The sequence below is a fragment of the Streptomyces sp. NBC_00885 genome, from assembly GCF_045207475.1.
Lineage (GTDB): Bacteria > Actinomycetota > Actinomycetes > Streptomycetales > Streptomycetaceae > Streptomyces.
The window spans coordinates 5490750-5516877 of sequence record NZ_CP108796.1; the positions used below are offsets into that span (position 1 = coordinate 5490750).

The 26128-nt window shown below is 70.5% G+C and carries 21 protein-coding genes; 12 read left to right on the plus strand and 9 right to left on the minus strand.

All coding sequences use genetic code 11. From position 1 onward, the window contains the following. Positions 1-2: 2 nt before the first annotated feature. The 5 genes from OHA61_RS25075 to OHA61_RS25095 all read right to left on the minus strand — a co-directional run bounded on the left by OHA61_RS25075 (position 3) and on the right by OHA61_RS25095 (position 6878). Complete coding sequence (locus OHA61_RS25075; RefSeq protein WP_406307453.1) at positions 3-1028, minus strand: ABC transporter substrate-binding protein; 1026 nt, start codon at positions 1026-1028, stop codon at positions 3-5. Positions 1029-1149: 121 nt separating this feature from the next. Next, positions 1150-2310, minus strand: coding sequence for an acyl-CoA dehydrogenase family protein (locus OHA61_RS25080; RefSeq protein WP_324980209.1), 1161 nt, complete (start codon positions 2308-2310; stop codon positions 1150-1152). A 7-nt stretch (positions 2311-2317) separates the two neighbouring features. After that, a complete protein-coding gene (locus OHA61_RS25085) occupies positions 2318-3256 on the minus strand; it encodes a hydroxymethylglutaryl-CoA lyase (RefSeq protein ID WP_361907030.1) in 939 nt (312 codons plus the stop codon). Then, a complete protein-coding gene (locus OHA61_RS25090) occupies positions 3253-5247 on the minus strand; it encodes an acetyl/propionyl/methylcrotonyl-CoA carboxylase subunit alpha (RefSeq protein WP_406307454.1) in 1995 nt (664 codons plus the stop codon). Before OHA61_RS25090 ends, OHA61_RS25085 begins: the two co-directional genes overlap by 4 nt. A 14-nt stretch (positions 5248-5261) precedes the next feature. Then, positions 5262-6878 (minus strand): carboxyl transferase domain-containing protein, encoded by a 1617-nt coding sequence (locus tag OHA61_RS25095; RefSeq protein WP_406304920.1) that lies wholly within the window; start codon positions 6876-6878, stop codon positions 5262-5264. 88 nt (positions 6879-6966) lie between these two features. On the opposite strand from OHA61_RS25095, the gene OHA61_RS25100 reads away from it, so the two are divergent. From OHA61_RS25100 to OHA61_RS25110, 3 genes are all read left to right on the plus strand, one after another. Beyond that, the gene (locus OHA61_RS25100; protein ID WP_406304921.1) at positions 6967-7563 is read left to right on the plus strand and encodes a TetR/AcrR family transcriptional regulator; all 597 of its coding nucleotides are present in this window, start codon (positions 6967-6969) and stop codon (positions 7561-7563) included. Positions 7564-7659: 96 nt separating this feature from the next. Then, a complete protein-coding gene (locus OHA61_RS25105) occupies positions 7660-7938 on the plus strand; it encodes a hypothetical protein (protein WP_324985295.1) in 279 nt (92 codons plus the stop codon). Between the two features lie 126 nt (positions 7939-8064). Further along, positions 8065-8844: a phosphatase gene (locus tag OHA61_RS25110; protein WP_361907035.1), complete on the plus strand. Its 780-nt coding sequence runs from the start codon at positions 8065-8067 to the stop codon at positions 8842-8844. A gap of 9 nt (positions 8845-8853) precedes the next feature. On the opposite strand, the gene tesB is transcribed toward OHA61_RS25110, so the two are convergent. From tesB to OHA61_RS25130, 4 genes are all read right to left on the minus strand, one after another. After that, positions 8854-9726 (minus strand): acyl-CoA thioesterase II, encoded by an 873-nt coding sequence (gene tesB / locus OHA61_RS25115; RefSeq protein ID WP_361907037.1) that lies wholly within the window; start codon positions 9724-9726, stop codon positions 8854-8856. A 30-nt stretch (positions 9727-9756) separates the two neighbouring features. Further along, positions 9757-10914, minus strand: a complete 1158-nt coding sequence (locus OHA61_RS25120; protein ID WP_406304922.1) for an acyl-CoA dehydrogenase family protein — start codon at positions 10912-10914, stop codon at positions 9757-9759. 126 nt (positions 10915-11040) lie between these two features. After that, positions 11041-11511, minus strand: a complete 471-nt coding sequence (locus OHA61_RS25125) for a hypothetical protein (RefSeq protein WP_406304923.1) — start codon at positions 11509-11511, stop codon at positions 11041-11043. A gap of 114 nt (positions 11512-11625) precedes the next feature. After that, entirely contained in the window at positions 11626-13113 is a 1488-nt protein-coding gene (locus OHA61_RS25130; RefSeq protein ID WP_406304924.1) for a PucR family transcriptional regulator, read from the minus strand. A gap of 123 nt (positions 13114-13236) precedes the next feature. Between OHA61_RS25130 and OHA61_RS25135 the strand changes: the two genes are divergently transcribed. From OHA61_RS25135 to OHA61_RS25175, 9 genes are all read left to right on the plus strand, one after another. Then, positions 13237-14703, plus strand: a complete 1467-nt coding sequence (locus OHA61_RS25135) for a sodium:solute symporter (protein ID WP_406304925.1) — start codon at positions 13237-13239, stop codon at positions 14701-14703. Positions 14704-14746: 43 nt separating this feature from the next. Beyond that, the gene (gene speB / locus OHA61_RS25140; protein ID WP_328677722.1) at positions 14747-15718 is read left to right on the plus strand and encodes an agmatinase; all 972 of its coding nucleotides are present in this window, start codon (positions 14747-14749) and stop codon (positions 15716-15718) included. Beyond that, positions 15715-17397, plus strand: coding sequence for a thiamine pyrophosphate-binding protein (locus OHA61_RS25145; protein ID WP_406304926.1), 1683 nt, complete (start codon positions 15715-15717; stop codon positions 17395-17397). Before speB ends, OHA61_RS25145 begins: the two co-directional genes overlap by 4 nt. Before the next feature lie 155 nt (positions 17398-17552). Beyond that, positions 17553-17762 (plus strand): type II toxin-antitoxin system VapB family antitoxin, encoded by a 210-nt coding sequence (locus OHA61_RS25150; protein WP_361907048.1) that lies wholly within the window; start codon positions 17553-17555, stop codon positions 17760-17762. Next, a complete protein-coding gene (locus tag OHA61_RS25155; protein ID WP_406304927.1) occupies positions 17759-18181 on the plus strand; it encodes a PIN domain nuclease in 423 nt (140 codons plus the stop codon). The genes OHA61_RS25150 and OHA61_RS25155 overlap by 4 nt, the downstream gene beginning before the upstream one ends. A gap of 456 nt (positions 18182-18637) precedes the next feature. After that, positions 18638-20125, plus strand: a complete 1488-nt coding sequence (locus tag OHA61_RS25160; RefSeq protein ID WP_406304928.1) for a UDP-N-acetylmuramoyl-L-alanyl-D-glutamate--2,6-diaminopimelate ligase — start codon at positions 18638-18640, stop codon at positions 20123-20125. A gap of 69 nt (positions 20126-20194) precedes the next feature. Then, positions 20195-21232 carry an esterase-like activity of phytase family protein gene (locus OHA61_RS25165; RefSeq protein ID WP_406304929.1) on the plus strand — a complete coding sequence of 346 codons (1038 nt, stop codon included), beginning with the start codon at positions 20195-20197 and terminating at the stop codon, positions 21230-21232. A gap of 113 nt (positions 21233-21345) precedes the next feature. Next, positions 21346-22302: a serine hydrolase gene (locus OHA61_RS25170; protein WP_324990782.1), complete on the plus strand. Its 957-nt coding sequence runs from the start codon at positions 21346-21348 to the stop codon at positions 22300-22302. A gap of 108 nt (positions 22303-22410) precedes the next feature. Beyond that, complete coding sequence (locus OHA61_RS25175; protein WP_406304930.1) at positions 22411-26118, plus strand: ABC transporter ATP-binding protein; 3708 nt, start codon at positions 22411-22413, stop codon at positions 26116-26118. Positions 26119-26128 lie beyond the last annotated feature (10 nt).

Below are 26128 nucleotides of genomic sequence, written 5' to 3' on the forward strand. Positions count from 1 at the left end.
GGTCAGGCGACCTTCTTCGCGGTCTCGATGGCCTTGGCCAGGTCTTCGAGGATCGGCGCGCACTTGTCGTAGGAGTAGATCGGCTCGGTGACGCGCGGGACGACCTGACCGGCCTTGACGGCGGGCAGCTGGGTCCAGGTCGGCTTGCTCTTGAGGGCGTCGGGCTGGAGGGTCCCGGTGCGGTTGTCCAGGATGATGATGTCTGCGCCGTACTTGCCGGCGTTCTCCCAGCTGAGCTCCTCGAAGAAGCCCTGCGCGTTCGGCTTCGGCTCGACGAACTTCACGCCCAGCTCCTGGAAGTACAGGGTGTCGGCGGACATCTTCGGCACGGAGACATAGAAGAGCTCCGGGGTGCCGGAGCCGATGAGCACCTTGACGTCGGGCTTGGCCTTGGCGGCGGCGCGCAGACGGGCCGCGGCCTTCTCGAAGCGGGCCTTGGCATCGGCCGCCTTCTTGCCCTTGACGTCACCGCCGAGCGATGCGGCGAGTTCGGCGTGGCGCTCCAGCGCCTTCTGCATCGTGGTCTCGGCCGCCCACAGCAGAACGCTGGGGGCCAGCTTCATGATCTTGTCCTTGGACTGCGGCGGGACGTACCACGGGTCGTCCTTGACCCACATGTTGGTGATGAGCAGCTCGGGGTTCAGGGCCGCGTACTGCTCGATCTTGAACTCGCCGTAGACATTGCCGATGACCTTGACCTTGGTGACATCGAGGTCGCCCGCCTGGACGTCGGGCTTTTCGTCCTTGGTCGTGGTCGGGCCGAAGACGCCCTTGACCTTGACGCCGTAGTCGTAGAGGGCCGCGGCGGTGCCGGTGAAGGCGACGATGTTCTTCGGGAACGCCTTCAACTGGACGTTCTTGCCGCGGTCGTCGGTGAAGGACCAGGGGCCCGACTTCTCGGCGGCCTTGTCGGTGCCGCCCTTTTTGTCGTCGCTGCCGCAGGCGGCCAGCGCCGCGCCGAGACCGAGGGCGCTGCCCGCGGCGAGCAGACCGCGACGGGTGAGATGGGAAGGGCGGGCGTTGGGCATGATGATGTCCGCTTTCGTACGTGCCGGGTCGGCCACTGGGCAGTTCGAAGGTAGGTTAGCCTAACCTCAGAAACTGTCCAGTGGGCGTCCCGGCCCAAGCCCGCCCTCCGGGGCGACCGGGTCAGCCCGTAAGCCCCAACTCCCGGGCGATCAGCATCCGTTGCACCTCGCTCGTGCCCTCGCCGATCTCAAGGATCTTGGAGTCGCGCCACATCCGGGCCACCGGATACTCGTTCATGAAGCCGTAGCCGCCATGGATCTGGGTGGCCTCGCGCGCGTTGTCCACAGCGACCGTTGAGGAGTACAGCTTGGCGAGCGCCGCCTCCTTCTTGAACGGCTCGCCCTGGACCAGCCGCGAGGCCGCGTCGCGCCAGCCGACCCGGGCCATGTGCGCCCGCATCTCCATGTCCGCGATCTTGAACTGTATGGCCTGGTTGGCGCCGATCGGCCGGCCGAACGCGTGGCGCTCCTTGGCGTACTTCACGGACTCGTCCACACAGCCCTGCGCGAGGCCCGTCGCCAGCGCCGAGATGGCGATCCGGCCCTCGTCGAGGATGCGCAGGAACTGGGCGTAGCCGCGGCCCTCCTCGCCCAGCAGATTCGCCAGCGGCACGCGTACGTCGTCGAAGGACAGCTCGCGGGTGTCCGAGGCGTTCCACCCGACCTTGGAGTAGGGGGCGGCGACGGTGAAGCCGGGGGTGCCGGAGGGGACGATGATCGAGGAGATCAGCGGCTTGCCCTCGGCCGTGCGGCCGGTGACCGCGGTGACCGTGACCAGGCCCGTGATGTCCGTACCGGAGTTGGTGATGAAGCACTTCGAGCCGTTGATCACCCACTCGTCACCGTCGCGGACGGCCGTCGTCCTTGTGCCGCCGGCGTCCGAGCCCGCGCCCGGCTCGGTCAGGCCGAAGGCGCCGAGCATCTCGCCCGAGCACAGCTGCGGCAGCCACTGCCGCTTCTGCTCCTCGGTACCGAAGCGGTACACGGGCATCGCGCCGAGCGAGACACCCGCTTCGAGGGTGATCGCGACGGAGGAGTCGACGCGGGCCAGCTCCTCCAGGGCGATGCCGAGGGCGAGATAGTCACCGCCCATGCCGCCGTACTCCTCGGGGAAAGGCAGTCCGAACAGGCCCATGCGGCCCATCTCGCGGACGATCTCGTAAGGGAACTCGTGGCGCTCGTAGAAGTCGCCGATCTTCGGCGCTATCACGTCGTGGGCGAACTGCTCCACGGTGCGGCGGAGTTCCTCGTGCTCGGGGGTGAGCCGGTGGTCCAGGGACATGGGGGAGTCACTCCTTGTGGGAGAGGGCACGGACGGTGCGGGAGGGGCTCGGTCGGCCCAGCTGTTCAGCCATCCACACGCTCGTGGCGGTGAGGCGGCCGAGGTCGACCCCGGTTTCGATACCGAGGCCCTGGAGCATCCACACGAGGTCTTCGGTGGCGAGGTTTCCGGTCGCGCTCTTCGCGTACGGGCAGCCGCCGAGGCCGCCCGCGGAGGCGTCCACGGTTCTGACGCCGTGCTGGAGCGCGGCGAGGGTGTTGGCGAGTGCCTGGCCGTACGTGTCGTGGAAGTGCACGCCGATGGCATCGGTCGGCACGCGCTGTTCGTTCAGGGCGGCGAGCAGGGCCTGTACATGGCCGGGCGTCGCCACGCCGATGGTGTCGCCGAGGCTGAGCTCGTCGCAGCCGAGGTCCATGAGCTGCTTGGCGACGCGGACGACCTGGTGGACGGGGACGGGCCCCTCCCACGGGTCGCCGAAGCACATGGACAGATAGCCGCGGACATGGATCCTGTCCGCTCGGGCCTTGGCGACGACCGGCTCGAACATGGCCAGCGACTCGTCGACGCTGCGATTGAGATTGCGCTGCGCGAAGGTCTCGGTCGCGGACCCGAACACGGCGATACGGCGCGCACCGAGGGCGGCGGCCCGCTCAAGACCGCGTTCGTTCGGTACGAGAACGGGCAGGGCTACCCCCTCGATGTCGCCGACGAGGGGGAACAGCTGCTCGGCGTCGGCGAGTTGGGGCACCCACTTGGGGTGGACGAAGCTGGTCGCCTCGATCGTGGTCAGTCCCGCGTCGGCGAGCCGGCGGATGAACTCCGCCTTGACCTCGGTGGGGACGACCGTCTTCTCGTTCTGCAGGCCGTCACGTGCCCCGACCTCGTGGATCCGGACGCGGGGCGGCAGATCCTGGGCGGGAACGGCCATGGGAAGCCCGTCGGTCATGCTTCCTCCCTCGGGGTGACGACCGCCAGGATCTGGTCCATGGCGACGGTCGAGCCGGGCGTGACGTCCAGCTCGGTGACGGTGCCGGCGTGCGGGGCGGAGATGACGTGCTCCATCTTCATCGCCTCGACGACGAGGAGGCCCTGGCCCGCCTCGACCTCGTCCCCGACGGCGACCTTGACGACGGTGACGGTGCCTGGCATGGGCGCGGCAAGGGTGTCCGCGCCCGCGTGCGCGGCGCCGCTGAGGGACGCCTCGACGGGGTCGTGGTCCTGGACGTGCCAGGACTCGCCGTCCCGGCCGAGCCAGGTCCCCTCCGGGGAGGGGGCGCACTGGAAGCGATGTGTGACCCCGTCCAGCTCAAGGGTGACGTTGCCCGAGTCGGCGTGGACGAGCCGGGTGCGCTGGATCTCCCCCGCGCCGGGCAGGAGTTCCGCGTCCGTCGACTCGCCGCGTACGCGAATCGCCACCGGGTCCTGTCCCGGCACGCGGAAGTGATGGACCGTCCAGGCCGGTACGCCGCCCAGGCGCCAGCCGTTGGCCACGCCGAAGGGGTCCGTCCAGCCCCCGGCAGGGGGGAGGCCCTGCTGGGCCAGCAGCGCCGCCGCCGCGTACACCTCCTGCGGGACCCCGTCCACGACCAGGCTGTCCGCGTCCCGTTCCACCAGGCCCGTGTCCAAGTCGCCCGAGACCACGGCCGGGTGGGCGAGCAGACGCCGCAGGAAGCCCGCGTTCGTCGGGACGCCGAGGGTGACCGTGTCCGCGAGGGCCGCACGCAGCTTGCGCAGGGCGGTCGCGCGGTCGGGGCCGTAGGCGATGACCTTGGACAGCATCGGGTCGTACAGGCTGGAGACCTCCGTGCCCCGCGTGAGACCGGAGTCGGTGCGTACGCCGTCGCCCTGCGGCTCTTGCAGAGCCAGGACCGTGCCGCCGGAGGGAAGGAAGCCCCGGGAGGGGTCCTCCGCGCAGATACGGGCCTCGACCGCGTGACCCGTGAGGGTGATGTCGTCCTGGACGAAGGGCAGTTGCTCGCCCGCCGCGACCCGCAGCTGCCACTCCACCAGATCCAGACCGGTGATCAGCTCCGTCACCGGGTGCTCGACCTGGAGACGGGTGTTCATCTCCATGAAGTAGTACGAGGACGGATCGCTGCCCGGGACGATGAACTCCACCGTGCCCGCGCCCACATAGCCGCAGGAGAGGGCCGCCTCCACGGCGGCGGCGCCCATCGACGCACGGGTCTTCTCGTCCAGCAGGACGCTCGGCGCCTCTTCGATGATCTTCTGGTGGCGGCGCTGCAGCGAGCACTCGCGCTCACCCAGGTGCACCACGTTCCCGTGCCCGTCCGCGAGGACCTGGATCTCGATGTGCCGGGGCCGGTCGATCCAGCGCTCCACGAGCAGGGTGTCGTCGCCGAAGGAGGCCCGCGCCTCGCGCCTGGCCGCCGCGATCTCGTCGAGGAGCGCCGACTCCACGCGCGTGAGGCGCATGCCCTTGCCACCGCCGCCCGCCGAGGGCTTCAGCAGCACGGGCATGCCGATCTCCCGGGCGGCGTCGGCCAGTTGGTCGTCGCTCAGGCCGGAACCCGAGGAGCCCGGAACCACCGGGACGCCCGCCGCCCGCACCGTCTCCTTCGCTCGGATCTTGTCGCCCATCAGCGAGATCGCCGAGGCGGGCGGCCCGATGAAGGCAAGACCCGCGTCGGCGCAGGCCTGCGCGAAGGCCGCGTTCTCCGCGAGGAAGCCGTAGCCGGGGTGGACCGCCTCCGCGCCCGTGCGTGCCGCGGCTTCGAGCAGCCGCTCCACGCGGAGGTAGCTCTCGGCGGCGGCCGGCGGGCCGATGCGGACCGCGGTGTCCGCCTCCCGTACATGCCGGGCGTCCGCGTCCGCGTCGCTGAAGACGGCGACCGAGCGGATGCCCATCGCGCGCAGCGTACGGATGACGCGCACCGCGATCTCGCCTCGGTTGGCGACAAGGACTGTGCTGAACATCGTCATGGTCCGTCTCACATCCGGAAGACGCCGAAGGCGGGGTCGGTCAGCGGGGCGTTGGCGCAGGCGGTGAGCGCGAGCCCGAGCACCTGGCGGGTCTCCAGGGGGTCGATCACGCCGTCGTCCCAGAGCCGGGCCGTCGCGTAGTAGGCATTGCCCTGGGATTCGTACTGGGCCCGGATCGGCGCCTTGAAGGCTTCCTCGGCATCGGCGGGCCACGCCTCGCCGCGCCCCTCCAACTGGTCCCGCTTCACGGTCGCCAGCACGGAGGCCGCCTGCTCGCCGCCCATCACCGAGATCTTGGCGTTGGGCCACATCCACAGGAAGCGCGGCGAATAGGCCCGGCCGCACATCGAGTAGTTGCCCGCGCCGTACGAACCGCCGATGACGACGGTCAGCTTCGGCACGCGCGTGCAGGCCACGGCCGTGACCATCTTCGCGCCGTGCTTGGCGATGCCGCCCGCCTCGTAGTCCCTGCCGACCATGAAGCCCGAGATGTTCTGCAGGAAGAGCAGGGGGATGCCGCGCTGGTCGCACAGTTCGATGAAGTGCGCGCCCTTCTGGGCGGATTCGGAGAACAGGATGCCGTTGTTGGCGACGATGCCCACCGGGTGGCCGTGGATCCGCGCGAAGCCGGTGATCAGGGTCTGCCCGAACTCGGACTTGAACTCCTGGAACCGGGAGGCGTCGGTGATCCGGGCGATCACTTCCCGGACGTCATAGGGGGTGCGGGAGTCCACCGGCACCGCGCCGTACAGACCGGCCGGGTCGACCTTCGGCTCCTCGGACGGCTCGACCGACCAGGGCAGCGGCCCGCGCTCGGGCAGCGTCGCCACGATGTTCCGTACGATCCGCAGCGCGTGCGCGTCGTCCTCGGCGAGATGGTCGGTGACGCCCGAGATACGGGAGTGGACCTCGCCGCCGCCGAGCTCCTCGGCCGTGACGACCTCGCCGGTCGCGGCCTTCACCAGCGGCGGGCCGCCGAGGAAGATCGTGCCCTGGTTGCGGACGATCACGGCCTCGTCGCTCATGGCGGGCACATACGCCCCGCCCGCCGTGCAGGAGCCGAGGACGGCAGCGATCTGCGGGATGCCCGCGCCGGACATGCGTGCCTGGTTGTAGAAGATCCGTCCGAAGTGCTCGCGGTCGGGGAAGACCTCGTCCTGCATCGGCAGGAAGGCGCCGCCGGAGTCGACGAGATAGACGCAGGGCAGCCGGTTCTCCAGGGCCACCTCCTGGGCGCGCAGATGCTTCTTGACCGTCATCGGGTAGTACGTGCCGCCCTTGACGGTGGCGTCATTGGCGACGACGACCACCTCGCGGCCGCTGACCCGCCCGATCCCGGCGATCACGCCGGCGGCCGGTGCCTGCCCCTCGTACATCCCCTCGGCGGCGAGGGGAGCGAGCTCCAGAAAGGGGGAGCCGGGGTCCAGGAGGGTGTCCACCCGGTCGCGCGGCAGCAGCTTTCCGCGCGCGGTGTGGCGGGCGCGGGCCTTCTCACCTCCGCCCAGACGCGCGGCGGCGAGCTTGGCGCGCAGGGCGTCGGCCAGCTCCTGGTGCGCCGCCTCATTGGCCTGCCAGGCCGGGGAGGCGGGGTCTGCCGCACTCGCCAGCACGGGTGCCTGCTGCATCGCTCGAGCTCCCTTGCTCGGTTAATGAGCGTTAACGTGTTTCCTCTAGGTTAACGAGCGCTAACACCCCTGTCTAGAATGAATTCCCATGAGCACCAGGACGGCGGCCCCGACGCGCCGCGAGCAGATCCTCAAGGAGGCCGCGCGCCTCTTCGCCGAGCGCGGCTTCCACGGGGTCGGTGTCGACGAGATAGGAGCTGCCGTCGGCATCAGCGGGCCGGGTCTCTACCGCCACTTCGCGGGCAAGGACGCGATGCTCGCCGAGCTGCTCGTGGGCATCAGCGAACGGCTCCTGAGCGGCGGCCGGCTGCGGGTCGAGGAGTCCGCCGCCGACCCCGAGGTGCTGCTCGCCGCGCTGATCGACGGGCACATCGACTTCGCGCTGGACGACCGCCCACTCATCACCCTGCACGACCGGGAGCTGGACCGCCTGCGGGAGAGCGACCGCAAGCTGGTGCGGCAGCTTCAGCGCCAGTACGTGGAGCTGTGGGTCGAGGCGGTCCGCGCGATGTACCCGGCCCTCGCCGAGGCGGACGCCCGGGCGGCCGTCCACGCGGTCTTCGGCCTGCTCAACTCCACTCCGCACCTGGGCCGCCCGGACGCCCGCCCGGGCCGTGACGCGACGGCGGACCTGCTCCACCGCCTGGCCCGCGGGGCCTTCGCGGCCGCGGCGGACGGCGCCTGAGGCGCCCTGGCGTACGCGAAGGGCACATGTACAGTCCAATCGGCGCCACGACCGGCGCAGCGAGGCCTGACCAGCCTTGTCGACAACGGGGGTTTCATGTCAGAACACATCGGGCCCGACCGCCGGGAAACGATCGAGCGGAACCTGTGGGCCGCGCCCGCGATGTTCGTCGCCGTGTCCTGGGCGCTGTTCCAGAAGGACGACGCCTCGTCCGCATCGACCGTCGCCTGGATCATCTACACCGCGGGATGGATCCCGGCCCTGGGCCTGCTCGTCAGGTCTGCCGCCCAGCGCAGGAATCCCGGTGTCGGGGCGGTGTTCGCCTTCGGGCTCCTCGTCCTCATGGGGCTGCTGTTCTGGGCGAACCACGGGTGACGCACGCCTGAACTTCCGGCCGGGCGGCCGCTCCGAGGGGCGGCCACGCCTGTGAGTGACGCGATCGGCACGTCCAGCGTTCGGGACACCCGGCACGCGGTGTGCGCCTGACGGCACAATGGGCGCATGCCGATACCCAGCCGTGCCGCCCTTGTCGACCACCTCGTCCGCACACGTATCGCCGGAGATGTCGCCACGCCCCGCGACAACAACCTCTCCCACTACCGCAAGCTCGCCAACGGTGACCGTCACTTCTGGCTGGGTCTCGAGCTCGGGGACCGCTGGACCGACGAGCAGGACGTGCTCGCGGTCATGGCCGAGCGGTGCGGGGTCAACGACGATCCCGAGCACCGGACCGGGCAGGACACCATCGACCCGGAACTGACCGTCGACGCGCTGGAGCGGCTCGCGGCTCGGCTGCGCAAGGCGGCCGCCGACCAGGAGCGGGTGCTCTTCGCGACCGGGCATCCCGGTGGTCTCCTTGACGTGCACCGGCAGACGGCCGACGCGCTGCGTGCCGCCGGGTGCGAGATCGTACGGATTCCCGGCGGTCTGACGGCCGACGAGGGCATGGTCTTCCAGTTCGCGGACGTCGCGATGCTGGAGCGCGGCGCGACCCTGTGGCACACACACTCCCCGGCCCCCATGGCAGCGATCCTGGACGGCCTGGAGCGCGATGGCAGACCGCAGCCCGACCTTGTGGTGGCCGACCACGGCTGGGCGGGCTGCGCGGGACAGCGCGGCCTGGACTCCGTCGGATACGCGGACTGCAACGACCCCGCGCTCTTCATCGGCGAGGCGGAGGGCACCCTCCAGGTGGCCGTGCCGCTGGACGACCACGTCACGGACCCGCGCTTCTACGACCCGATGACGGCGTACCTGCTGGACGCGGCGGGGCTGTCCTGACGCACCGGATCAGCGCGGTACGCGGACCACGCCCTCCTGGATGACGGAGATCGCCAGCCGGCCGTCCTGGGTGTAGATCCGGGCCTGCCCCAGACCGCGGCCGCCGGACGCCGACGGGGACTCCTGGTCGTAGAGCAGCCATTCGTCCGCCCTGAAGGGGCGGTGGAACCACATCGCGTGGTCGAGCGAGGCGCCCACCACGTCGCCGACCGCCCAGCCGCCGCGGCCGTGCGCGAGCAGCACCGAGTCGAGCAGTGTCATGTCGGAGACGTAGGTGGCCAGGCAGACGTGCAGCAGCGGGTCGTCGGCGAGCTTGCCGTTGGCCCGGAACCACACCTGCGAGCGCGGCTCGCGCGCCTGGCCCACGGTGCCGTACGGCGGCTCGTCGACGTAGCGCAGATCGACCGCGGCTCGCGCCTGCAGCAGTCGTTCCACGGTGCCCGGGTCGACGAAGTCCTTCGCGTACCTGGGCAGAATCTCCTGTGCCGTCGGCAGCGTCTCCGGGGCGGGTGCGGGCGGCATCGGCGCCTGGTGTTCCAGGCCTTCCTCGTACGTCTGGAAGGACGCCGAGAGGTGGAAGATCGGCTGCCCGTGCTGGACGGCGACGACCCTGCGGGTCGTGAAGGAGCGGCCGTCGCGGATGCGGTCGACCGTGTAGACGATCGGCACGCCGGGGTCGCCCATGCGCAGGAAGTACGCGTGCAGGGAGTGGGCCGTGCGGTCGTCGGGGACGGTGCGGCCGGCGGCGACGAGCGCCTGGGCCGCGACCTGTCCGCCGAAGACGCGGGGGACGATCGCCGAGCGGGACCGTCCCCGGAAGATGTCCTGCTCGATCTGCTCCAGGTCGAGCAGATCGAGCAGTTCGTCAAGTGCTTCGCTCATGAGGAGAAGGTAGTTGAGGAGCCAACTGCCTTACAGGCCCATGTCCTTGGCGATGATCGACTTCATGACCTCGCTGGTGCCGCCGTAGATGCGGTTGACGCGGTTGTCGGCGTAGAGGCGGGCGATCGGGTACTCGTTCATGTAGCCGTAGCCGCCGTGCAGCTGGAGGCAGCGGTCGATGACGCGGTGGGCGACCTCGGTGCAGAAGAGCTTCGCCGAAGCGGCCTCGGCGGCGGTCAGCTCGCCCGCGTCCAGGGCTTCCAGAGCACGGTCGGAGACCGCCTCGGCGGCGTCCACCTCCGCCTGGCAGGCGGCCAGCTCGAACTTGGTGTTCTGGAAGTGCGCGACCGGCTTGCCGAACACCGTGCGCTCCTGCACGTACTGCTGGGCGAACCGGACGGCGGCCTTGGCCTGCGCATACGCGCCGAACGCGATGCCCCAGCGCTCGGAGGGAAGGTTCGCGCCGAGGTAGTGGAAGCCCTTGTTCTCCTCGCCGAGCAGATCCTCGACCGGGACCTTGACGTCGACGAAGGCAAGTTCGGCGGTGTCGGAGGTCTTCAGGCCGAGCTTGTCCAGCTTACGGCCGACGGAGTAGCCCTCGGACTTGGTGTTCACGGCGAACAGGGATATGCCGAAGCGGCGGTCGTCCTCGCGCGGGGCCGAGGTGCGGGCGCAGACGATCACGCGGTCGGCGTGCACACCACCGGTGATGAAGGTCTTGGCGCCGTTGAGGACGTAGTGAGTCCCGTCCTCCGAGAGCTTGGCGGTGGTCTTCATGCCGGCGACATCAGAACCGGTGCCCGGCTCGGTCATCGCCAGCGCCCACATCTCCTCGCCGGTGACGAACTTCGGCAGGTAGTTCTTCTTCTGCGCGTCGGTCGCCAGCATCTTGATGTACGGCAGAGCGAGCAGCACATGCACACCGGAGCCGCCGAAGTTGACGCCCGCGCGCGAGGTCTCCTCGTAGAGCACGGCCTCGAACTTGTGCGTGTCCATGCCCGCGCCGCCGAACTCCTCGGGCACGTTGATGCCGAAGACGCCCAGCTCGCCGAGCTTGTAGTAGAAGTCGCGGGGCGCCTGGCCTGCCGCGTACCACTCGTCGTAGACGGGGGCGACCTCGGCCTCGATGAAGGCGCGGATCGTCTCGCGGAACGCCTCGTGGTCCTCGTTGTAAACGGTGCGGCGCACGGTCGACGCCTCCTTCGGGGTGCTGGGCGGATGTCTAAGCGCTTGCTCAGTACTAAGTTACCCGGCAGTCGCAAGTGCTGTCCAGAGTGATGCTGAGCACGCCGCGATGTCCCCCAGGGGCGGGTGTCAGGCTGCCGCCCGGCCCGGCTGAGGGGCTTCTCCCTCGTACGCCGCCAGCGCGGCCTGGCGGCATTCCAGCAGCTCGCGCAGGTCATCGGGGGTCAGCTGCTCGTGTGCCAGCTTCAGGCCCGCCCTGCCCTCCAGGTCGGCCCATGCCCCGCGGGCGCGCTTGTTGGCGATGCGCCTGGCATCGCTCCGCAGGAAGCCCGACCCGGCCGCGAATCCGGCGGAGGCCAGGGCGATCAGCGCCGCGGGGACGCGTGCGTCGGCCGTCGCCAATCCGGCGGCACCCGAAATGGCCGCGAGCAGAGCCCCGGGGAAACCCAGGGCGATGTGGGCCTTCGTCCAGAACTCCGCCCGCCGCTGGGCGAGCTCCCGCTGTCGCGTCGCCTCGTCGCGCAGACGCCCGATCTCGGCGCGCAGGCGGCGCGAGGGCTCATCGGCGGACGGGCGCGTGGAACCGGCGGTGGTGGTCATGTCTCGATTCCAACACGCCTTCTCCTCCAGGGACTTGAGATCGTGACGACAGCTTTCGAGACCGGGATTGGTGGGCTCCCGCCAGAACCGTCCACCCCCGGAACGCCGGTCACCTCAGCCGTGCCGCAATGCGAACCACAGCTCCATCCGTACGTCCGCGTCGTCCAGGTCCTCGTCGAGGAGCGTCTGGCATCGGGCGATGCGCTGACGGACCGTGTTGCGGTGGATCTCCATCGCCGCCGCCGTGCGGTCCCAACTGCCGTGCAGGGACAGCCAGGTGCGCAGCGTCTCGACGAGGGCGGGGGAGTCCGCTAGGGGCGCCAGGCGGTGGCGGGCCTCGTCGAGCGAGACGGGGGCGGTGTCCCGGTGGCGGACCAGGGCCTTGCGGGTGGCCGTGGCGCGGCGCACCGCCCTGGCTGCCTGTGCGTCGGCCGCGGCCAGCTCCTCGGGGAGCACGGGCGCGCTCACGCCCAGCGTCCAGCCGGGCTGTGCGCCGACCTCGCGCTCGGCGGGGAGCAGGACTCGTACGCAGCCGTCCGCGTCCGGATCGACCAGCGCGCTGCCGAGCGCCGCGCCCAGTGCCGTAGCCGCGAAGGGGCTGTCGTCGCCACCCTGCCCATGGACCACCCTCCAGGGCCCCGGTCCCAGCAGTGGAGCGGTCTTGGCGGGGCTCGCGCCGAGCAGCATGCGTACGAGGGCGGCGCTGCGGCCCGCCGCGTCGGCGCCCTGGTGCGGGGCTGTGAGCAGCGAGAGCAGGACCACGGCGACCCCGGCGACCGTGTGGTCCCCCGCTTCGCGGGCGGGTGCCGCGAGCCCGAGGACGAGGCCCCGGCTGCCGCCGAGTGCGTACGCGGAGAGGTGGGAGACGGCGGCGACGCCCGGCCCTGCGGGCCCTGCGGCCCCGGGCTCCGATGCCGATGGCGGTGACACCGTGTCCGTCGCCGATGCGGGGGTCGGGCGCGGCGACGGGCCCGTGCCCGGGCTCACCACCCGCGCCAGCCGGATCACCCCCGCCCTGGCCTCGGGGGACGGCGCACGGCCCGACGACGAAAGTTCCGTGCCGTCCGTGCCCAGCAGGACCGCCCAGCCCTCAAGACGTACCGCCAGCTGGTGCAGGACCGCCGGGACCGGGTCCGGGCGGGCCGCCGCGGCGGCGAGGCCCTGCTGGGCCTGGGTGACCCGGCGCAGTTCCCGGTGGCGGGCTTCCGCCATTAGCCGCCACACCGCCCGCGCCACCGCCGTGAACGTCGTCTGCGGCGGCACTTCGAGCAGCGGCAGCCCATGCCGGTCGCACGCCTCGATCAGGTCCGCCGGCACCGTGTCGTACACCGGCGCGAGCCCGAACCCGAGCGCCGTCGCCCCCGCCTGAACGATGCGCGAGACATAGCGGTCCGGGTCCTTCAGCAGCACCCCCGCGCTCAGCAGCAGCTCGCCGCCGAGCAGATACGGAAAGGGATCCGCCATCTCCGAGGTGTGCACCATGTGCACCGCCGCGCCCGCCTCCACCGGCCCGGCGATCTGGCGCAGACCGAGATCCTCGCGGGCCAGCAGTGCGGCAAGAGGGATCGGCGGGGTCGGTGGGGCTGCTGCGGTCTCCGGCATGGACAGTCCATCCATCGGCGGCGTGAAGAATGGATAAAACCTACACTTCAGCGTTGCATTCCAGCCACCTACCGTCATCGCACAAGACCCGAGGACCCGGGGGACGAGACGGAAGGAAAGCCGATGGCTGTCGACTATGCAGTAATCGTCGTCTATCTGGCCGGCATGCTCGGCATGGGCTGGTGGGGCATGCGGCGCGCCAAGTCCAAGAGCGAATTCCTGGTCGCGGGCCGCCGCCTCGGGCCCGGCATGTACTCCGGCACCATGGCAGCCATCGTCCTCGGCGGCGCCTCCACCATCGGCGGCGTGGGCCTCGGCTACAAGTACGGACTCTCCGGCGCCTGGATGGTCTTCGCCATCGGCCTCGGCCTGCTGGCCCTGTCCATCTTCTTCTCCGCGCGCATCGCCCGGCTGAAGGTCTACACCGTCTCCGAGATGCTCGACCTGCGCTACGGCGGCAAGGCCGGTCTCATCTCGGGCGTGGTGATGTGGGCGTACACCCTGATGCTCGCCGTCACCTCGACCATCGCCTACGCCACGATCTTCGACGTCCTCTTCGACATGAACCGGACCCTCGCGATCATCCTCGGCGGCTCGATCGTCGTCGCGTACTCCACGCTCGGCGGCATGTGGTCGATCACCCTCACCGACATGGTGCAGTTCGTCGTGAAGACGGTCGGTGTGCTGCTGCTCCTGCTGCCCATCGCGGTCGTCAAGGCCGGCGGCTTCGGCGCGATGAAGGCCGCGCTGCCGACGGAGTACTTCGACCCGCTGGGCATCGGCGGCGAGACGATCTTCACGTACGTCCTGATCTACACCTTCGGCATGCTGATCGGACAGGACATCTGGCAGCGGGTGTTCACCGCCCGCAGCGACAGGGTCGCGCGCCACGGTGGCACCGTCGCCGGTACTTACTGCCTCGTCTACGCCCTCGCCGGCGCCGTCATCGGCACCGCCGCCAGGGTCCTCTACCCGAAGCTGCCGAACGCCGACGACGCGTTCGCGACCATCGTCAAGGACGAACTGCCCATGGGCGTGCGCGGCCTGGTGCTCGCCGCGGCCCTCGCCGCCGTCATGTCGACGTCCTCCGGAGCGCTGATCGCCTGCGCGACCGTCGCCAACAACGACATCTGGTCGCGCCTGAGGGGTCTCACCTCCCGGGGCGGCGGCGACCACGACGAGGTCAAGGGCAACCGCGTCTTCATCCTGATCATGGGCGTCGGCGTCATCTGTACCGCTATCGCGCTGAACAACGTCGTCGAGGCGCTCACCGTCGCCTACAACCTGCTCGTCGGCGGACTGCTCGTGCCGATCCTCGGCGGCCTGCTGTGGAAGCGCGGCACGGTGTACGGCGCGCTCGCCTCGGTGATCGTCGGCGGCGTCGCGGTCATCGGCCTGATGGCCTCGTACGGAATCCTCGCCAACGAGCCGATCTACTACGGCCTGCTCCTGTCGCTCGCGGCGTATGTGATCGTCTCGCTGGCGACCAGGCCGACGGACGCGGCGATCCTGGCGAACTGGCGCGAGCGTCTGGCGGGCCGGGGCGCCGAGGACGAGGCCGCCGCCGAGCCCCTGGCTGTTCCCAGCTAAAGTCGAATTACCGCAACGAAGCGTACGAAAGAAGGCAAAACACATGAGCAGCAACGAGCAGCCGCGCGGCCCGATCGACTCGTCCCGTATTCCGCGGTACGCCGGACCCGCGACGTTCGCCCGGCTGCCCCGGCTCGACGAGGTCGGCACCACCGATGTCGCCGTGGTCGGCGTTCCCTTCGACTCCGGGGTCTCCTACCGTCCCGGCGCACGCTTCGGCGGCAACGCCATCCGCGAGGCGTCGAGGCTCCTGCGCCCCTACAACCCGGCGCAGGACGCCTCGCCCTTCGCTCTCGCGCAGGTCGCCGACGCGGGCGACATCGCCGCGAACCCGTTCAACATCCACGAGGCCGTCGAGACGATCGAGGCCGCGGCCGACGATCTGCTGGGCACCGGCGCGCGCATGATGACGCTCGGCGGCGACCACACCATCGCGCTGCCGCTGCTGCGCTCGGTCGCCAAGAAGCACGGCCCGGTCGCGCTGCTGCACTTCGACGCGCACCTGGACACCTGGGACACGTACTTCGGCGCGGAGTACACCCACGGCACCCCGTTCCGCCGTGCCGTCGAGGAGGGCATCCTCGACACCTCCGCCCTGTCCCACGTGGGTATCCGCGGGCCGCTGTACGGCAAGCAGGACCTGACCGACGACGAGAAGATGGGCTTCGGCATCGTCACCTCCGCCGACGTCTACCGGCGCGGCGCCGACGAGGTCGCCGACCAGCTGCGCCAGCGCATAGGCGACCGCCCGCTCTACATCTCCATCGACATCGACTGCCTCGACCCGGCGCACGCCCCGGGCACCGGCACGCCCGAGGCGGGCGGCATGACCTCCCGCGAGCTGCTGGAGATCCTGCGCGGCCTCGCCTCCTGCAATCTCGTCTCCGCGGACGTGGTCGAGGTCGCCCCGGCGTACGACCACGCGGAGATCACGTGCGTGGCCGCCTCCCACACCGCGTACGAGCTGACCACGATCATGTCCCGCCAGATCGCGGCCGCGAAGGCGGCGCAGTGACGCACGACCACGATCTCGTCCTGCGGCCGACCGAGGCGCAGACCGCGGCCGCGCTGAACCCCCCGGCGGGCCGCAACGGCGGCGATCTCGTCGTCGAGACCCTGGCCGGTCTCGGTGCGACGACCGTCTTCGGGCTGCCGGGCCAGCACGCGCTGGGCATGTTCGACGCCCTGCGCCGCTCCTCGCTCTCGTACGTCGGGCTGCGCGTCGAGAACAACGCGGGCTTCGCCGCCGACGCGTACGGCCGGATCACCGGCGAGGTGGCGCCGCTGCTGTTGTCCACCGGCCCGGGCGCGCTGATGGCACTCGCGGCGCTGCAGGAGTCCGCGGCTGCCTCCGCCCCCGTCCTGGCGATCGGCAGCCAGGTGCCCACGGCGGGGCTCGGCGGCGGACGGCACGGCTATCTGCACGAACTGCGCGACCAGCAGGCCTCGTTCAGGGATGTGGTGAAGTCCGTCCACACGGCCCGCACCCAGTCCCAGATCCCGTCGGCGATCGCGGCGGCCTGGGAGTCGGCGCTCACGGCACCCCACGGGCCCGTGTGGGTCGAAATCCCCCAAGACGTCCTGCTGGCGCCGACGACGCTGCCGGTCGTGACCGCCATGGACGCGACCCCGCACGAGGTCGTGCCGCGCCCCGAACTGACCGCGGTCGCAGCCCACTTGCTGTCCGGAGCCGCCCGTCCGGCGATCATCGCGGGCGGCGGAGTCGTACGCTCCGACGCGTCCGGCAAGCTGCTCGCGCTGGCGGAGAAGCTGAACGCCCCGGTCGTCACCACCTTCGGCGGCAAGGGAGCGTTCCCCTGGGAGCACCCGCTCTCGCTCCAGTCCTGGCTGGAGGACCGCCACACCACGGACTTCCTTCAGTCCGCGGACGTACTGCTCGTCGTCGGCTCGGGACTGGGCGAACTGTCCTCGAACTACCACACGTTCGCCCCGCGCGGCCGGGTCATCCAGATCGAGGCGGACGCCGGCAAGCTGGAGTCCAACCACCCGGCCCTGGGCATCCACGCGGACGCGCGTCTCGCGCTGTCGGCGCTCCTCGAGACGGTGGAGGAGCGCGAGGACGACACGGCGGCCGCATCCGTACGGACGGTCCTGGACCGGGTCCGGGCCCGGATCGCGGCCCAGGAGCTCACCCTGGAACAGCAGGTGCTCGCCTCGGTCCGCGAGGCCCTGCCGGACGACGCCCCCAGCTTCTGGGACATGACGATCCTCGCCTACTGGGCCTGGTCCGCCTTCGACGCCCGGCACTCGAACACCATGCACTCGGCCCAGGGCGCGGGCGGCCTCGGCTACGGCTTCCCGGCGGCGCTGGGCGCGGCCGCGGCCGACCCCACCCGCCCGGTCCTCGCGGTCTCCGGCGACGGCGGCGCGATGTACTCGATCGCGGAACTGGCGACGGCCCGCCAGTACGACCTCCCCGTCACCTGGCTGATCGTGGACGACGGCGGCTACGGCATCCTGCGCGAATACATGCAGGACACCTTCGGCGAGGCGACGGCGACGGAACTGTCCCGCCCGGACTTCGTGGCCCTGGCGGAATCCTTCGGAGTGCCCGCGGTCCGTACGACCCCGCAGTCCCTGGCCGAGGACCTCGCGAAGTCCCTGACGGAGCCGGGCCCTTCGGTGGTCGTGCTCCCGGCGGTCCTGCGGATGTTCGCCCCGACACACCTCTGAGACGACCCGCCCCCGACCCCTGCGCCCTGCCGTTCACTCCCCCGGGACGGCGGGGCGCAGGCATGTCTCGCTCAACCCACTCGGACCGCGGGGCCTTGCCGCTCCCCGGAAGTGGCCATATGCTTCATATGTCGTCGCCCTATGGAGGATATGTCATGTCGAATCTCTACGTGGAAGTCGATGACGATGCCCTGAGCGAGGCCGCGTCGATACTGGGCACCACGACGAAGAAGGACACCGTCAATGCCGCGCTGCTGGAAGTGGCGAAGCGCCGACGACGCCTGAACGCGCTTGAGGAACTGGCCGCGATGGGTGAGCGTGGCGACTTCGACGTTCTGCTGGACAAGAGCAACTACCGTCGATGAGCCCGGTCACCCACCTCATCGACACGTCCGCCGCCGCCAGGATTCTGACCAACAAGTCGGTGCGGGAGCGGTGGAGCGAGCATCTGGCGGAGGGCGTGATCGGCCTCTGCGACATCACCGAGATGGAGATCCTCTTCTCGGCCCAGTCCCTGGCCGACCGGCTCGCAAAGGAAGAGCTGCTTGCCGAGCTCTTCAACTGGACCCCCGTACCCGACGACGTATACCGGCGTGCCCTTGCCGTGCAACGGATGCTGACGGAGAGGGGCGAACACCGCAGCGCCGGCCCCGTGGATCTTCTGGTTGCCGCTACTGCTGAGCTGTCCGGACTCACGGTGCTTCATTACGACGCCGACTTCGAGACCGTTGCCAGGGCCACCAAGCAGCCCACAATGTGGGCGGCCCCGCCCGGCACGATCTGATCGGCAGCTCCTCGGCCTGCCGGTCCGATCGGCCCGGACGGCGTGCCCCCATACTCGTTTCACCGCGCGCCGCCCGAGTGCGCCGCAGCGCGGAGTCCCGGCCGGTCCGTGGGCCGTACACTCCACCCATGGGTTGCACACAAGCGATGAGGGAGAGCCTGCGACAGGCACCTCGGGCGCTGTGCGTTTCCGGGCCCGGTGCCCGCTGCCGCGCTCTGCACGGTCACGGCTGACCGACCCGACCGGCTCGAACGATCCCACCGGCCCTCTGGGGCCTTTCGCCCCGCCCGCGGAGCTCCTTCCGTGCAGCCCGGGCTTCTCTCCGGTTTCCGGAACACCGCACCACCTTCTTTCTGTCTGCTGAGCACCACCTCCGCGACTCCTCGGCGTGCCATCGGCATCGCCTTCGGCGACGGCCGGGCGACCGGCGAAGCCACACCCCTGAGAGGACCCCCTGTGAAGTTGAGCGAGTTGCTGGCCGGGCACGACCATGAGGTTCTTCTGGGCGATACGAAGACGAGGATCACCGGGGGAGCCTGCTTCGACGCCCACCGCGTCTCGTCGGGCTCGCTGTTCATCGCGGTGCCCGGGCACCGCGAGGGCGGACTCGAGCTCGTCGGTCCCGCTCTGGCGCGTGGCGCGGTCGCGGTTCTCGTCGACCGAGCGGTACCGGACGCGGTGTGGGCGTCGGCCGACGGAGTCTGTGTCGTACGGGTGGCGGACACGCGCAAGGCGGCCGCGGTCGTCACCTCCCGCTACTACGGCGAGCCCGGGCGGGCGATGGACATGGTGGCCGTCACCGGCACCAACGGGAAGACGTCGGTGTCGTACATGGTCGAGTCCCTGCTGCGGATCGCGGAGGGCGCGCGCGTGGGCGTCATCGGGACGGCCGGCAGCCGGATCGGGGACGAGCTGATCCCGATGCCGAGATCGGTGCTGACCACGCCGGAGTCGCCGGACTTCCAGTACCTGCTCGGGTGCATGCGCGACCGGGAGGTGAGCACCGTGGTCCTGGAAGCCACCTCGATGGGCCTGCTGAACCACCGGATCGACCGGGCGTTCCTGGACGTCGGGATCTTCACCAACCTCACGCAGGACCACCTTGACGACCACGGCACCATGGAGAACTACCGGGACGCCAAACTGCGCCTGTTCCAGGGGCTGTGCCGGCGCGCGGTGGTCAACGCGGACGACCCCGTGGGAGCCGGGATCCGGGCCATGATGCCCGGTCCCGGTGCGGTCTCGACGTACGCACTCGACACCGAGGCCGACTACCGGGCGACCGACCTCAGCATGAACGCCCTCGGTACGCGCTTCACCCTGCACCACGCCGGCCGCAAGTACCCCGCGGCGATCCCCGTCCCCGGGCGCTTCTCGGTGTCCAACGCGCTGGCCGCCGTGGCGGCCTGCCATCTGCTGGGGCACGACCTGACGGGACTGGTCACCGCACTCGACCGGATGCCGGCGGTCCCGGGGCGTTTCGAGCGCTTCGAGACGCCTCGCGGCACCTCAGTGATCGTGGACTACGCGCACTCTCCCGACTCCCTGGACAAGGTGCTCACCGCCATCCGGGACTTCGCCACCGGCCGGGTCGTCACCGTCTTCGGCTGCGGCGGCGACCGGGACGTCACCAAGCGCGCGAAGATGGGGGAGATCGCCGGGGCCCACTCCGATCTGTGCGTTCTCACCTCGGACAACCCTCGCAATGAGGACCCTGAGGCGATCCTGGACCAGATCGCGCCGGGTCTCGCGGTGGTCGGCACCCGCTTCGAGCGCTTCGCCGACCGCCGCGAGGCGATCGCCTTCGCGCTGGACGCCGCGGGGCCGGGCGACATCGTCCTGGTCGCGGGGAGGGGCAGCGAGCCGTATCAGACCGTCGGCGAGCAGCTGCTCCCCTTCAGCGACATGGCGACGGCGCGGGAACTCGCGGCCGCTCAGCCGTAGCGCGCCGGGCGGCCGAACGTTCACGGGAAGTCCGCCCGGGCTCAACCCGCACCGGCCTACGGTGGCGCCATGCGTCTGCGAACCGTACTCGCCACCGTCTCCGCCGGCCTGGCCGTCGCCACCTGCCTCGGCGCCGCCGCTCCCGCCGACTCCCGTCCCCGCACGGGCAGTTGCTCGCCCCGGGTGAGCATCGACAATTACTCCGACGCGCTCGACAAGACCGAGTTCCAGGGCACCTTCGTCGGCAACTTCTCCGCCCTCGCCGTCGACACGGACGGCGGCATCGCGGCGGTCTCGGACCGCTCGGAGCTGTTCGGCCTCGACCGCGTGAGTCTGCGGCCGACGAGCGTCGTGCATCTCGCCGACGAGAAGGGGGCGCAGCTCGACTCCGAGGGGCTTGTCGTCGAGCGGGACGGCAGCCGGCTGATCAGCTCCGAGATCGAGCCGTCCATCCGTCGCTACAGCCGCGAGGGCGCGATACTCGCCTCCCTCCCCGTGCCCGAGGCGCTGCGCGTCGCTCCCGCGGGGCGGGCCACGCGGAATCTCACCTTCGAGGGGCTGACGCTGGGGCCCGGCGGCCGTACCCTCGTCGCCGCCATGGAGGGCCCGATCGCCGGTGACGGGGCCGGGATCATGCGGCTGCAGACCTGGAAGCGGCACAGCCCGAAGCAGGACTTCCGTCTCGACGAGCAGTACGCGTACCGCGCCGACGCCGGTCTCGGGATCAGCGAGACCACCGCCACCGGGGACGGCCGGCTGCTCGTGCTCGAGCGCGGGTTCACGCCGGGCATCGGCAACACCGTCCGGCTCTATCTCGCCGACCTGCGGCATGCCGACGACGTCAGCGGTGTCGAGTACGTCACGGGGCAGGACGGGGTCCGGCTCGTACGCAAGACCCTGCTCGCCGACATCGCCGACTGCCCGTCCCTCGGTGCCCCGGCCAAGCAGCCCCAGCCCAATCCGCTGCTGGACAACATCGAGGCCATGACGGTCACTTCGCGAGGACCCGGTGGCCGGCTCCAGCTCCTGCTGGCCAGCGACGACAACCAGAATCCCGCCCAAATCACCCGTTTCTACCGGCTTTCGGTCTGCCTTCCGCAGTACTGAGCCTCGTACTGAGACCTCACTCACTACAACTTTTCGGCCAGTCGTGAGTCATGTGTGGCGGGTGCACCGCAGAGGCGCACCCGTGACAGCACCAGGAGACAGGGAAAGCCTCCATGACTCACCACCGAATATCGCGCCGCGCGCGGGCGGCTTCGGCCGTCGTGGCCGCGGGCGTGTTCGTGCCGCTGGCCGCGGGCTCCGCGCCCGCGGCCGCCGCGACCCCGCAGGTTGCCTGCACTTCCAAGACCGTGGGACTCGCCGCCAAGCTGACCGCCGACATCACCGCCGCGCTCTCGGGCCGTAGGTCGACGACCGCCGTGCTCCTCAACGACCGCGTCAGCAAGACGAGTTGTGTTCTGCGCCCGGACCAGAAATACGACTCGGCCAGCGTGGTGAAGGTGACCGTGCTCGGGGCCCTGCTGCTGGACGCGCAGCGGCAGAAGCGCGGCTTCACCCAGCGCGAGTTCACGCTCGCCTACGACATGATCACCAAGTCGGACAACGCCGCCACCAGCGCCCTGTGGAAGCAGCTCGGCCTGACGAAGATCAAGAGCTTCCTCACGGCCGCCGGGATGACCCAGACGATCCCCGGCGCCGATGGTTACTGGGGGCTCACCCAGATCACCGCTCGTGACGAGCAGAAGCTGCTCGCGCTGCTGACCGTGCCGAACACCGTGCTGTCCGACGGCAATCGCGCGTACGCCCTCAAGCTGATGAGCAAGGTCATCACCTCCCAGCGCTGGGGCACCCCGGCCGGAGCCCCCGCCGACGTCACCGTTCAGGTCAAGAACGGCTGGCTGTCCCGGGCCACCCACGGCTGGCGCGTCCACAGCATCGGTGCCTTCACCGGCAACGGCCACGACTACACGATCACCGTCCTGACGTGGGACAACGCGACCATGGACTACGGCGTCACCACCATCCAGGCCGTTGCCCGCGCCATCCACAAGGACCTCAACCCGACCACAGCCCGGTCGGCCGAGGTCTTCACCCCGCCCGCCGTTCCGCAGGAGGCCCTGCCGGCCACCCCGGAGACGGCCGCGAGGGACGCGATTTCCGCCATCCGGTGAGGCGCCCGTTCGCCGGGGCGGGATGAAATCCGCAGCTCGCCGCGTTGGTGCTTTCCGGTAGATCAGAACACGATTTCAGAACTGGATCGGGCGACCGGGAGGCACCACGTGGCGGCGGCAGACCAAGGCTGGGCACGGAGGCTCGCCGGTTACGCCTGGCGTTACCGGCGCAATGTGGTGCTCGCGCTCGGTTCGTCGCTGGGCGGTATGGCCGTCATGGCGCTCGTCCCGCTGATCACCAAGGTCGTCATCGACGACGTGATCGGTGACGGAACACGGTCCGTCGCCGTCTGGACCGGGCTGCTGATAGTCGGGGCCCTGGTCATCTACGCCCTCACCTATGTACGCCGCTACTACGGCGGACGCCTCGCCCTCGACGTCCAGCACGATCTGCGGACCGAGATGTACGGGACAATCACCCGTCTGGACGGCCGCCGTCAGGACGAACTCTCCACCGGCCAGGTCGTCGGCCGCGCCACCAGCGACCTCCAGCTCATCCAGGGCCTGCTCTTCATGCTCCCGATGACCATCGGGAACATCCTGCTCTTCCTGATCTCTCTCGCGATCATGGCGTGGCTGTCGCTGCCGCTCACCCTGATCGCCCTGGCCGTCGCCCCGGCCCTCTGGTACATAGCCAAGCGCAGCCGCGTCCGGCTGCACCCCGCCACCTGGTACGCCCAGAGCCAGGCCGCGGCCGTCGCGGGCGTCGTCGACGGCGCCGTCTCCGGCGTACGCGTGGTCAAGGGCTTCGGGCAGGAGGACCAGGAGACCGGCAAACTGCGCGAGGTCGGCCGCAAACTCTTCGCGGGCCGCCTGCGGACCATCAAGTTCAACGCCAAGTACACCCCCGCGCTCCAGTCCGTCCCCGCGCTCGGGCAGGTCGCGATGCTGGCGCTCGGCGGCTGGCTGGCCACCCGCGGCCAGATCACCCTCGGTACCTTTGTCGCCTTCTCGACCTATCTGGCGCAGCTCGTCGGCCCGGTCCGGATGCTCGCCGTGGTGCTGACGGTCGGACAGCAGGCCCGCGCCGGTGTCGAGCGCGTACTGGAGCTGATCGACACCGAGCCGACGATGCAGGACGGCACCAAGGAACTCCCGGCGGACGCGCCGGCGACGGTCGAGTTCGACGACGTGACCTTCGGATACGACGAGCAGCGCCCCGTCCTGGACGGCTTCTCGCTGGAGATCCTGCCGGGCGAGACCGTCGCCGTCGTCGGCTCCTCCGGCAGCGGCAAGTCAACCGTCTCGCTGCTGCTGCCCCGCTTCTACGACGTGACGCACGGCGCCGTCCTGGTCGGCGGCCACGATGTGCGCGAGCTGACCATGGAATCCCTGCGTGCCGCCATCGGCCTGGTGCCGGAGGACAGCTTCCTCTTCTCCGACACCGTGCGCACCAACATCGCGTACGGAAAGCCGGACGCCACCCAGGAAGAGATCGAGACCGCCGCGCGCGCCGCCCAGGCCGACCGCTTCATCGCCGAGCTGCCCCAGGGCTACGACACCAAGGTCGGCGAACACGGTCTCACCCTCTCCGGCGGCCAGCGCCAGCGCATCGCGCTCGCCCGCGCGATCCTCACCGATCCCCGGCTGCTGCTCCTGGACGACGCCACCTCGGCCGTGGACGCCCGTGTCGAGCACGAGATCCACGAGGCGCTGCGCAGCGTCATGGCGGGCCGGACCACCCTGTTGATCGCCCACCGCCGCTCCACGCTCGGCCTCGCCGACCGGATCGCCGTTCTCGACGGCGGACGCCTCGCCGACATCGGTACGCACGAGGAGCTGACCGGGCGCTCGGCCCTGTACCGGCGGCTGCTGACCGACCCGGACGAGCTCGGCGGCGTATCACCGGGCCACACCCCGACGCCCGCCGCGGAACCGGAGGAGGACAACTCCGTACGGGACGAGCTGGACGCCGAGTTCGACGTCGAGCGCGGCATCACCCCCCGCCTGTGGGAGCGCGAGGAACGGGCCGAGGAGTCTGCGGCACCCGGCGCCACCCCCGAGCTGCTCGCCCAGGTCGAGGCGCTGCCCCCGGCGACCGACACCCCCGAGATCGACGAGGCGCGTGCCGTACGCCCCGAGCAGACCTACGGCCTGCGCAGGCTGCTGCGCGGCTTCGGACTGCCCCTGCTGGTCAGCCTGCTGCTGGTGGCGACCGACGCGGGCATGGGCCTGCTGCTGCCGGTCATGATCCGGCACGGCATCGACGAGGGCGTCGAGCAGGTGGCACTCGGCGCGGTGTGGGCCGCGTCCCTGCTCGCGCTGGCGAGTGTGGTCGTGCAGTGGCTGGCGCAGATCGGCGAGACCCGGATGACGGGCCGCACCGGCGAGCGCGTCCTCTACTCCCTGCGTCTGAAGATCTTCGCGCAGCTCCAGCGGCTCGGACTCGACTACTACGAGCGCGAACTGACCGGCCGGATCATGACCCGGATGACGACGGACGTGGACGCCCTGTCCACGTTCCTGCAGACGGGCCTGGTCACCGCGTTCGTCTCGGTGGTCACCTTCTTCGGCATCCTGGTCGTCCTGCTCGTCATCGACCTGCAGCTGGCGCTGGTGGTCTTCGCGACCCTGCCGGTGCTGATCGTCGGCACGTTCTTCTTCCGCAAGAAGAGCGTCAAGGCCTACGAACTGGCCCGTGAACGCATCAGCGTCGTCAACGCCGACCTCCAGGAGTCCGTGTCCGGGCTGCGGATCGTGCAGGCCTTCCGGCGCGAGCGCGACGGCGCGGACAGGTTCGCCGGCCGCAGCGACAGCTATCGCCAGGCCCGGGTGCGCGGCCAGTGGCTGATCTCGGTCTACTTCCCCTTCGTCCAGCTGCTGGCCTCGGTCGCCGCCGCGGCCGTGCTGATCGTCGGCGCGAGCCGCGTCGAGGCGGGCACCCTCAGCACCGGCGCGCTCGTCGCCTACCTCCTCTACATCGATCTGTTCTTCGCGCCCGTGCAGCAGCTCTCCCAGGTCTTCGACGGATACCAGCAGGCGACGGTGTCGCTGGGCCGCATCCAGGAGCTCCTCCAGGAGCCGACATCGACCGCCACCGCGAAGGCGCCCGTCGATGTGCGCTCGCTGCGCGGTGAGGTCGCCTTCGAGAACGTCGACTTCGCGTACGGGGACGACGAAGCGGCCCTGAACTCGATCGACCTGCGCATCCCGGCCGGCCAGACCGTCGCCTTCGTCGGCGAGACAGGCGCGGGCAAGTCGACGCTCGTCAAGCTGGTCGCGCGGTTCTACGACCCGACAGGCGGCCGGGTCACCGCCGACGGCACCGATCTGCGCGAGCTGGATCTGACGGCCTACCGGCACCGGCTCGGCGTCGTCCCCCAGGAGGCGTACCTCTTCGCGGGGACCGTCCGGGACGCCATCGCCTACGGCCGCCCCGGCGCGAGCGACGCGGAGGTGGAAGCGGCGGCCCGCGCGGTCGGCGCCCACGACATGATCGCCACCCTCGACGGCGGCTACCTGCACGCGGTCTCCGAACGCGGCCGCAACCTCTCGGCGGGCCAGCGCCAGTTGATCGCGCTGGCCCGGGCCGAGCTCGTCGACCCGGACATCCTGCTGCTCGACGAGGCGACCGCGGCCCTCGACCTGGCCACCGAGGCCCAGGTCAACCAGGCCACGGAGCGGTTGACGGGCCGCCGCACCACGCTGGTCGTCGCCCACCGCCTGACCACGGCGGCCCGCGCGGACCGGGTCATCGTGATGGACCGCGGAAAGGTCGTCGAGGACGGTACGCACGACGAACTCCTCGCCCTGAACGGGCCGTACGCCATGCTCTGGCGCACCTTCATCGGGGAGGACGAACCCGCCGCCGTCTGACGGATCGCCG

What these genes read in the sequence shown, in the direction of transcription:
- OHA61_RS25075 (WP_406307453.1), bottom strand. Translation starts at nt 1,028, where the DNA reads ATGCCCAACGCCCGCCCTTCCCATCTCACCCGTCGCGGTCTGCTCGCC.
- OHA61_RS25165 (WP_406304929.1), top strand. Translation starts at nt 20,195, where the DNA reads ATGCGTCTGCGAACCGTACTCGCCACCGTCTCCGCCGGCCTGGCCGTC.
- OHA61_RS25125 (WP_406304923.1), bottom strand. Translation starts at nt 11,511, where the DNA reads ATGACCACCACCGCCGGTTCCACGCGCCCGTCCGCCGATGAGCCCTCG.
- OHA61_RS25110 (WP_361907035.1), top strand. Translation starts at nt 8,065, where the DNA reads ATGCCGATACCCAGCCGTGCCGCCCTTGTCGACCACCTCGTCCGCACA.
- OHA61_RS25135 (WP_406304925.1), top strand. Translation starts at nt 13,237, where the DNA reads ATGGCTGTCGACTATGCAGTAATCGTCGTCTATCTGGCCGGCATGCTC.
- OHA61_RS25105 (WP_324985295.1), top strand. Translation starts at nt 7,660, where the DNA reads ATGTCAGAACACATCGGGCCCGACCGCCGGGAAACGATCGAGCGGAAC.
- OHA61_RS25100 (WP_406304921.1), top strand. Translation starts at nt 6,967, where the DNA reads ATGAGCACCAGGACGGCGGCCCCGACGCGCCGCGAGCAGATCCTCAAG.
- OHA61_RS25080 (WP_324980209.1), bottom strand. Translation starts at nt 2,310, where the DNA reads ATGTCCCTGGACCACCGGCTCACCCCCGAGCACGAGGAACTCCGCCGC.
- OHA61_RS25090 (WP_406307454.1), bottom strand. Translation starts at nt 5,247, where the DNA reads ATGTTCAGCACAGTCCTTGTCGCCAACCGAGGCGAGATCGCGGTGCGC.
- speB (WP_328677722.1), top strand. Translation starts at nt 14,747, where the DNA reads ATGAGCAGCAACGAGCAGCCGCGCGGCCCGATCGACTCGTCCCGTATT.
- OHA61_RS25170 (WP_324990782.1), top strand. Translation starts at nt 21,346, where the DNA reads ATGACTCACCACCGAATATCGCGCCGCGCGCGGGCGGCTTCGGCCGTC.
- OHA61_RS25085 (WP_361907030.1), bottom strand. Translation starts at nt 3,256, where the DNA reads ATGACCGACGGGCTTCCCATGGCCGTTCCCGCCCAGGATCTGCCGCCC.
- OHA61_RS25095 (WP_406304920.1), bottom strand. Translation starts at nt 6,878, where the DNA reads ATGCAGCAGGCACCCGTGCTGGCGAGTGCGGCAGACCCCGCCTCCCCG.
- tesB (WP_361907037.1), bottom strand. Translation starts at nt 9,726, where the DNA reads ATGAGCGAAGCACTTGACGAACTGCTCGATCTGCTCGACCTGGAGCAG.
- OHA61_RS25130 (WP_406304924.1), bottom strand. Translation starts at nt 13,113, where the DNA reads ATGCCGGAGACCGCAGCAGCCCCACCGACCCCGCCGATCCCTCTTGCC.
- OHA61_RS25155 (WP_406304927.1), top strand. Translation starts at nt 17,759, where the DNA reads ATGAGCCCGGTCACCCACCTCATCGACACGTCCGCCGCCGCCAGGATT.
- OHA61_RS25150 (WP_361907048.1), top strand. Translation starts at nt 17,553, where the DNA reads ATGTCGAATCTCTACGTGGAAGTCGATGACGATGCCCTGAGCGAGGCC.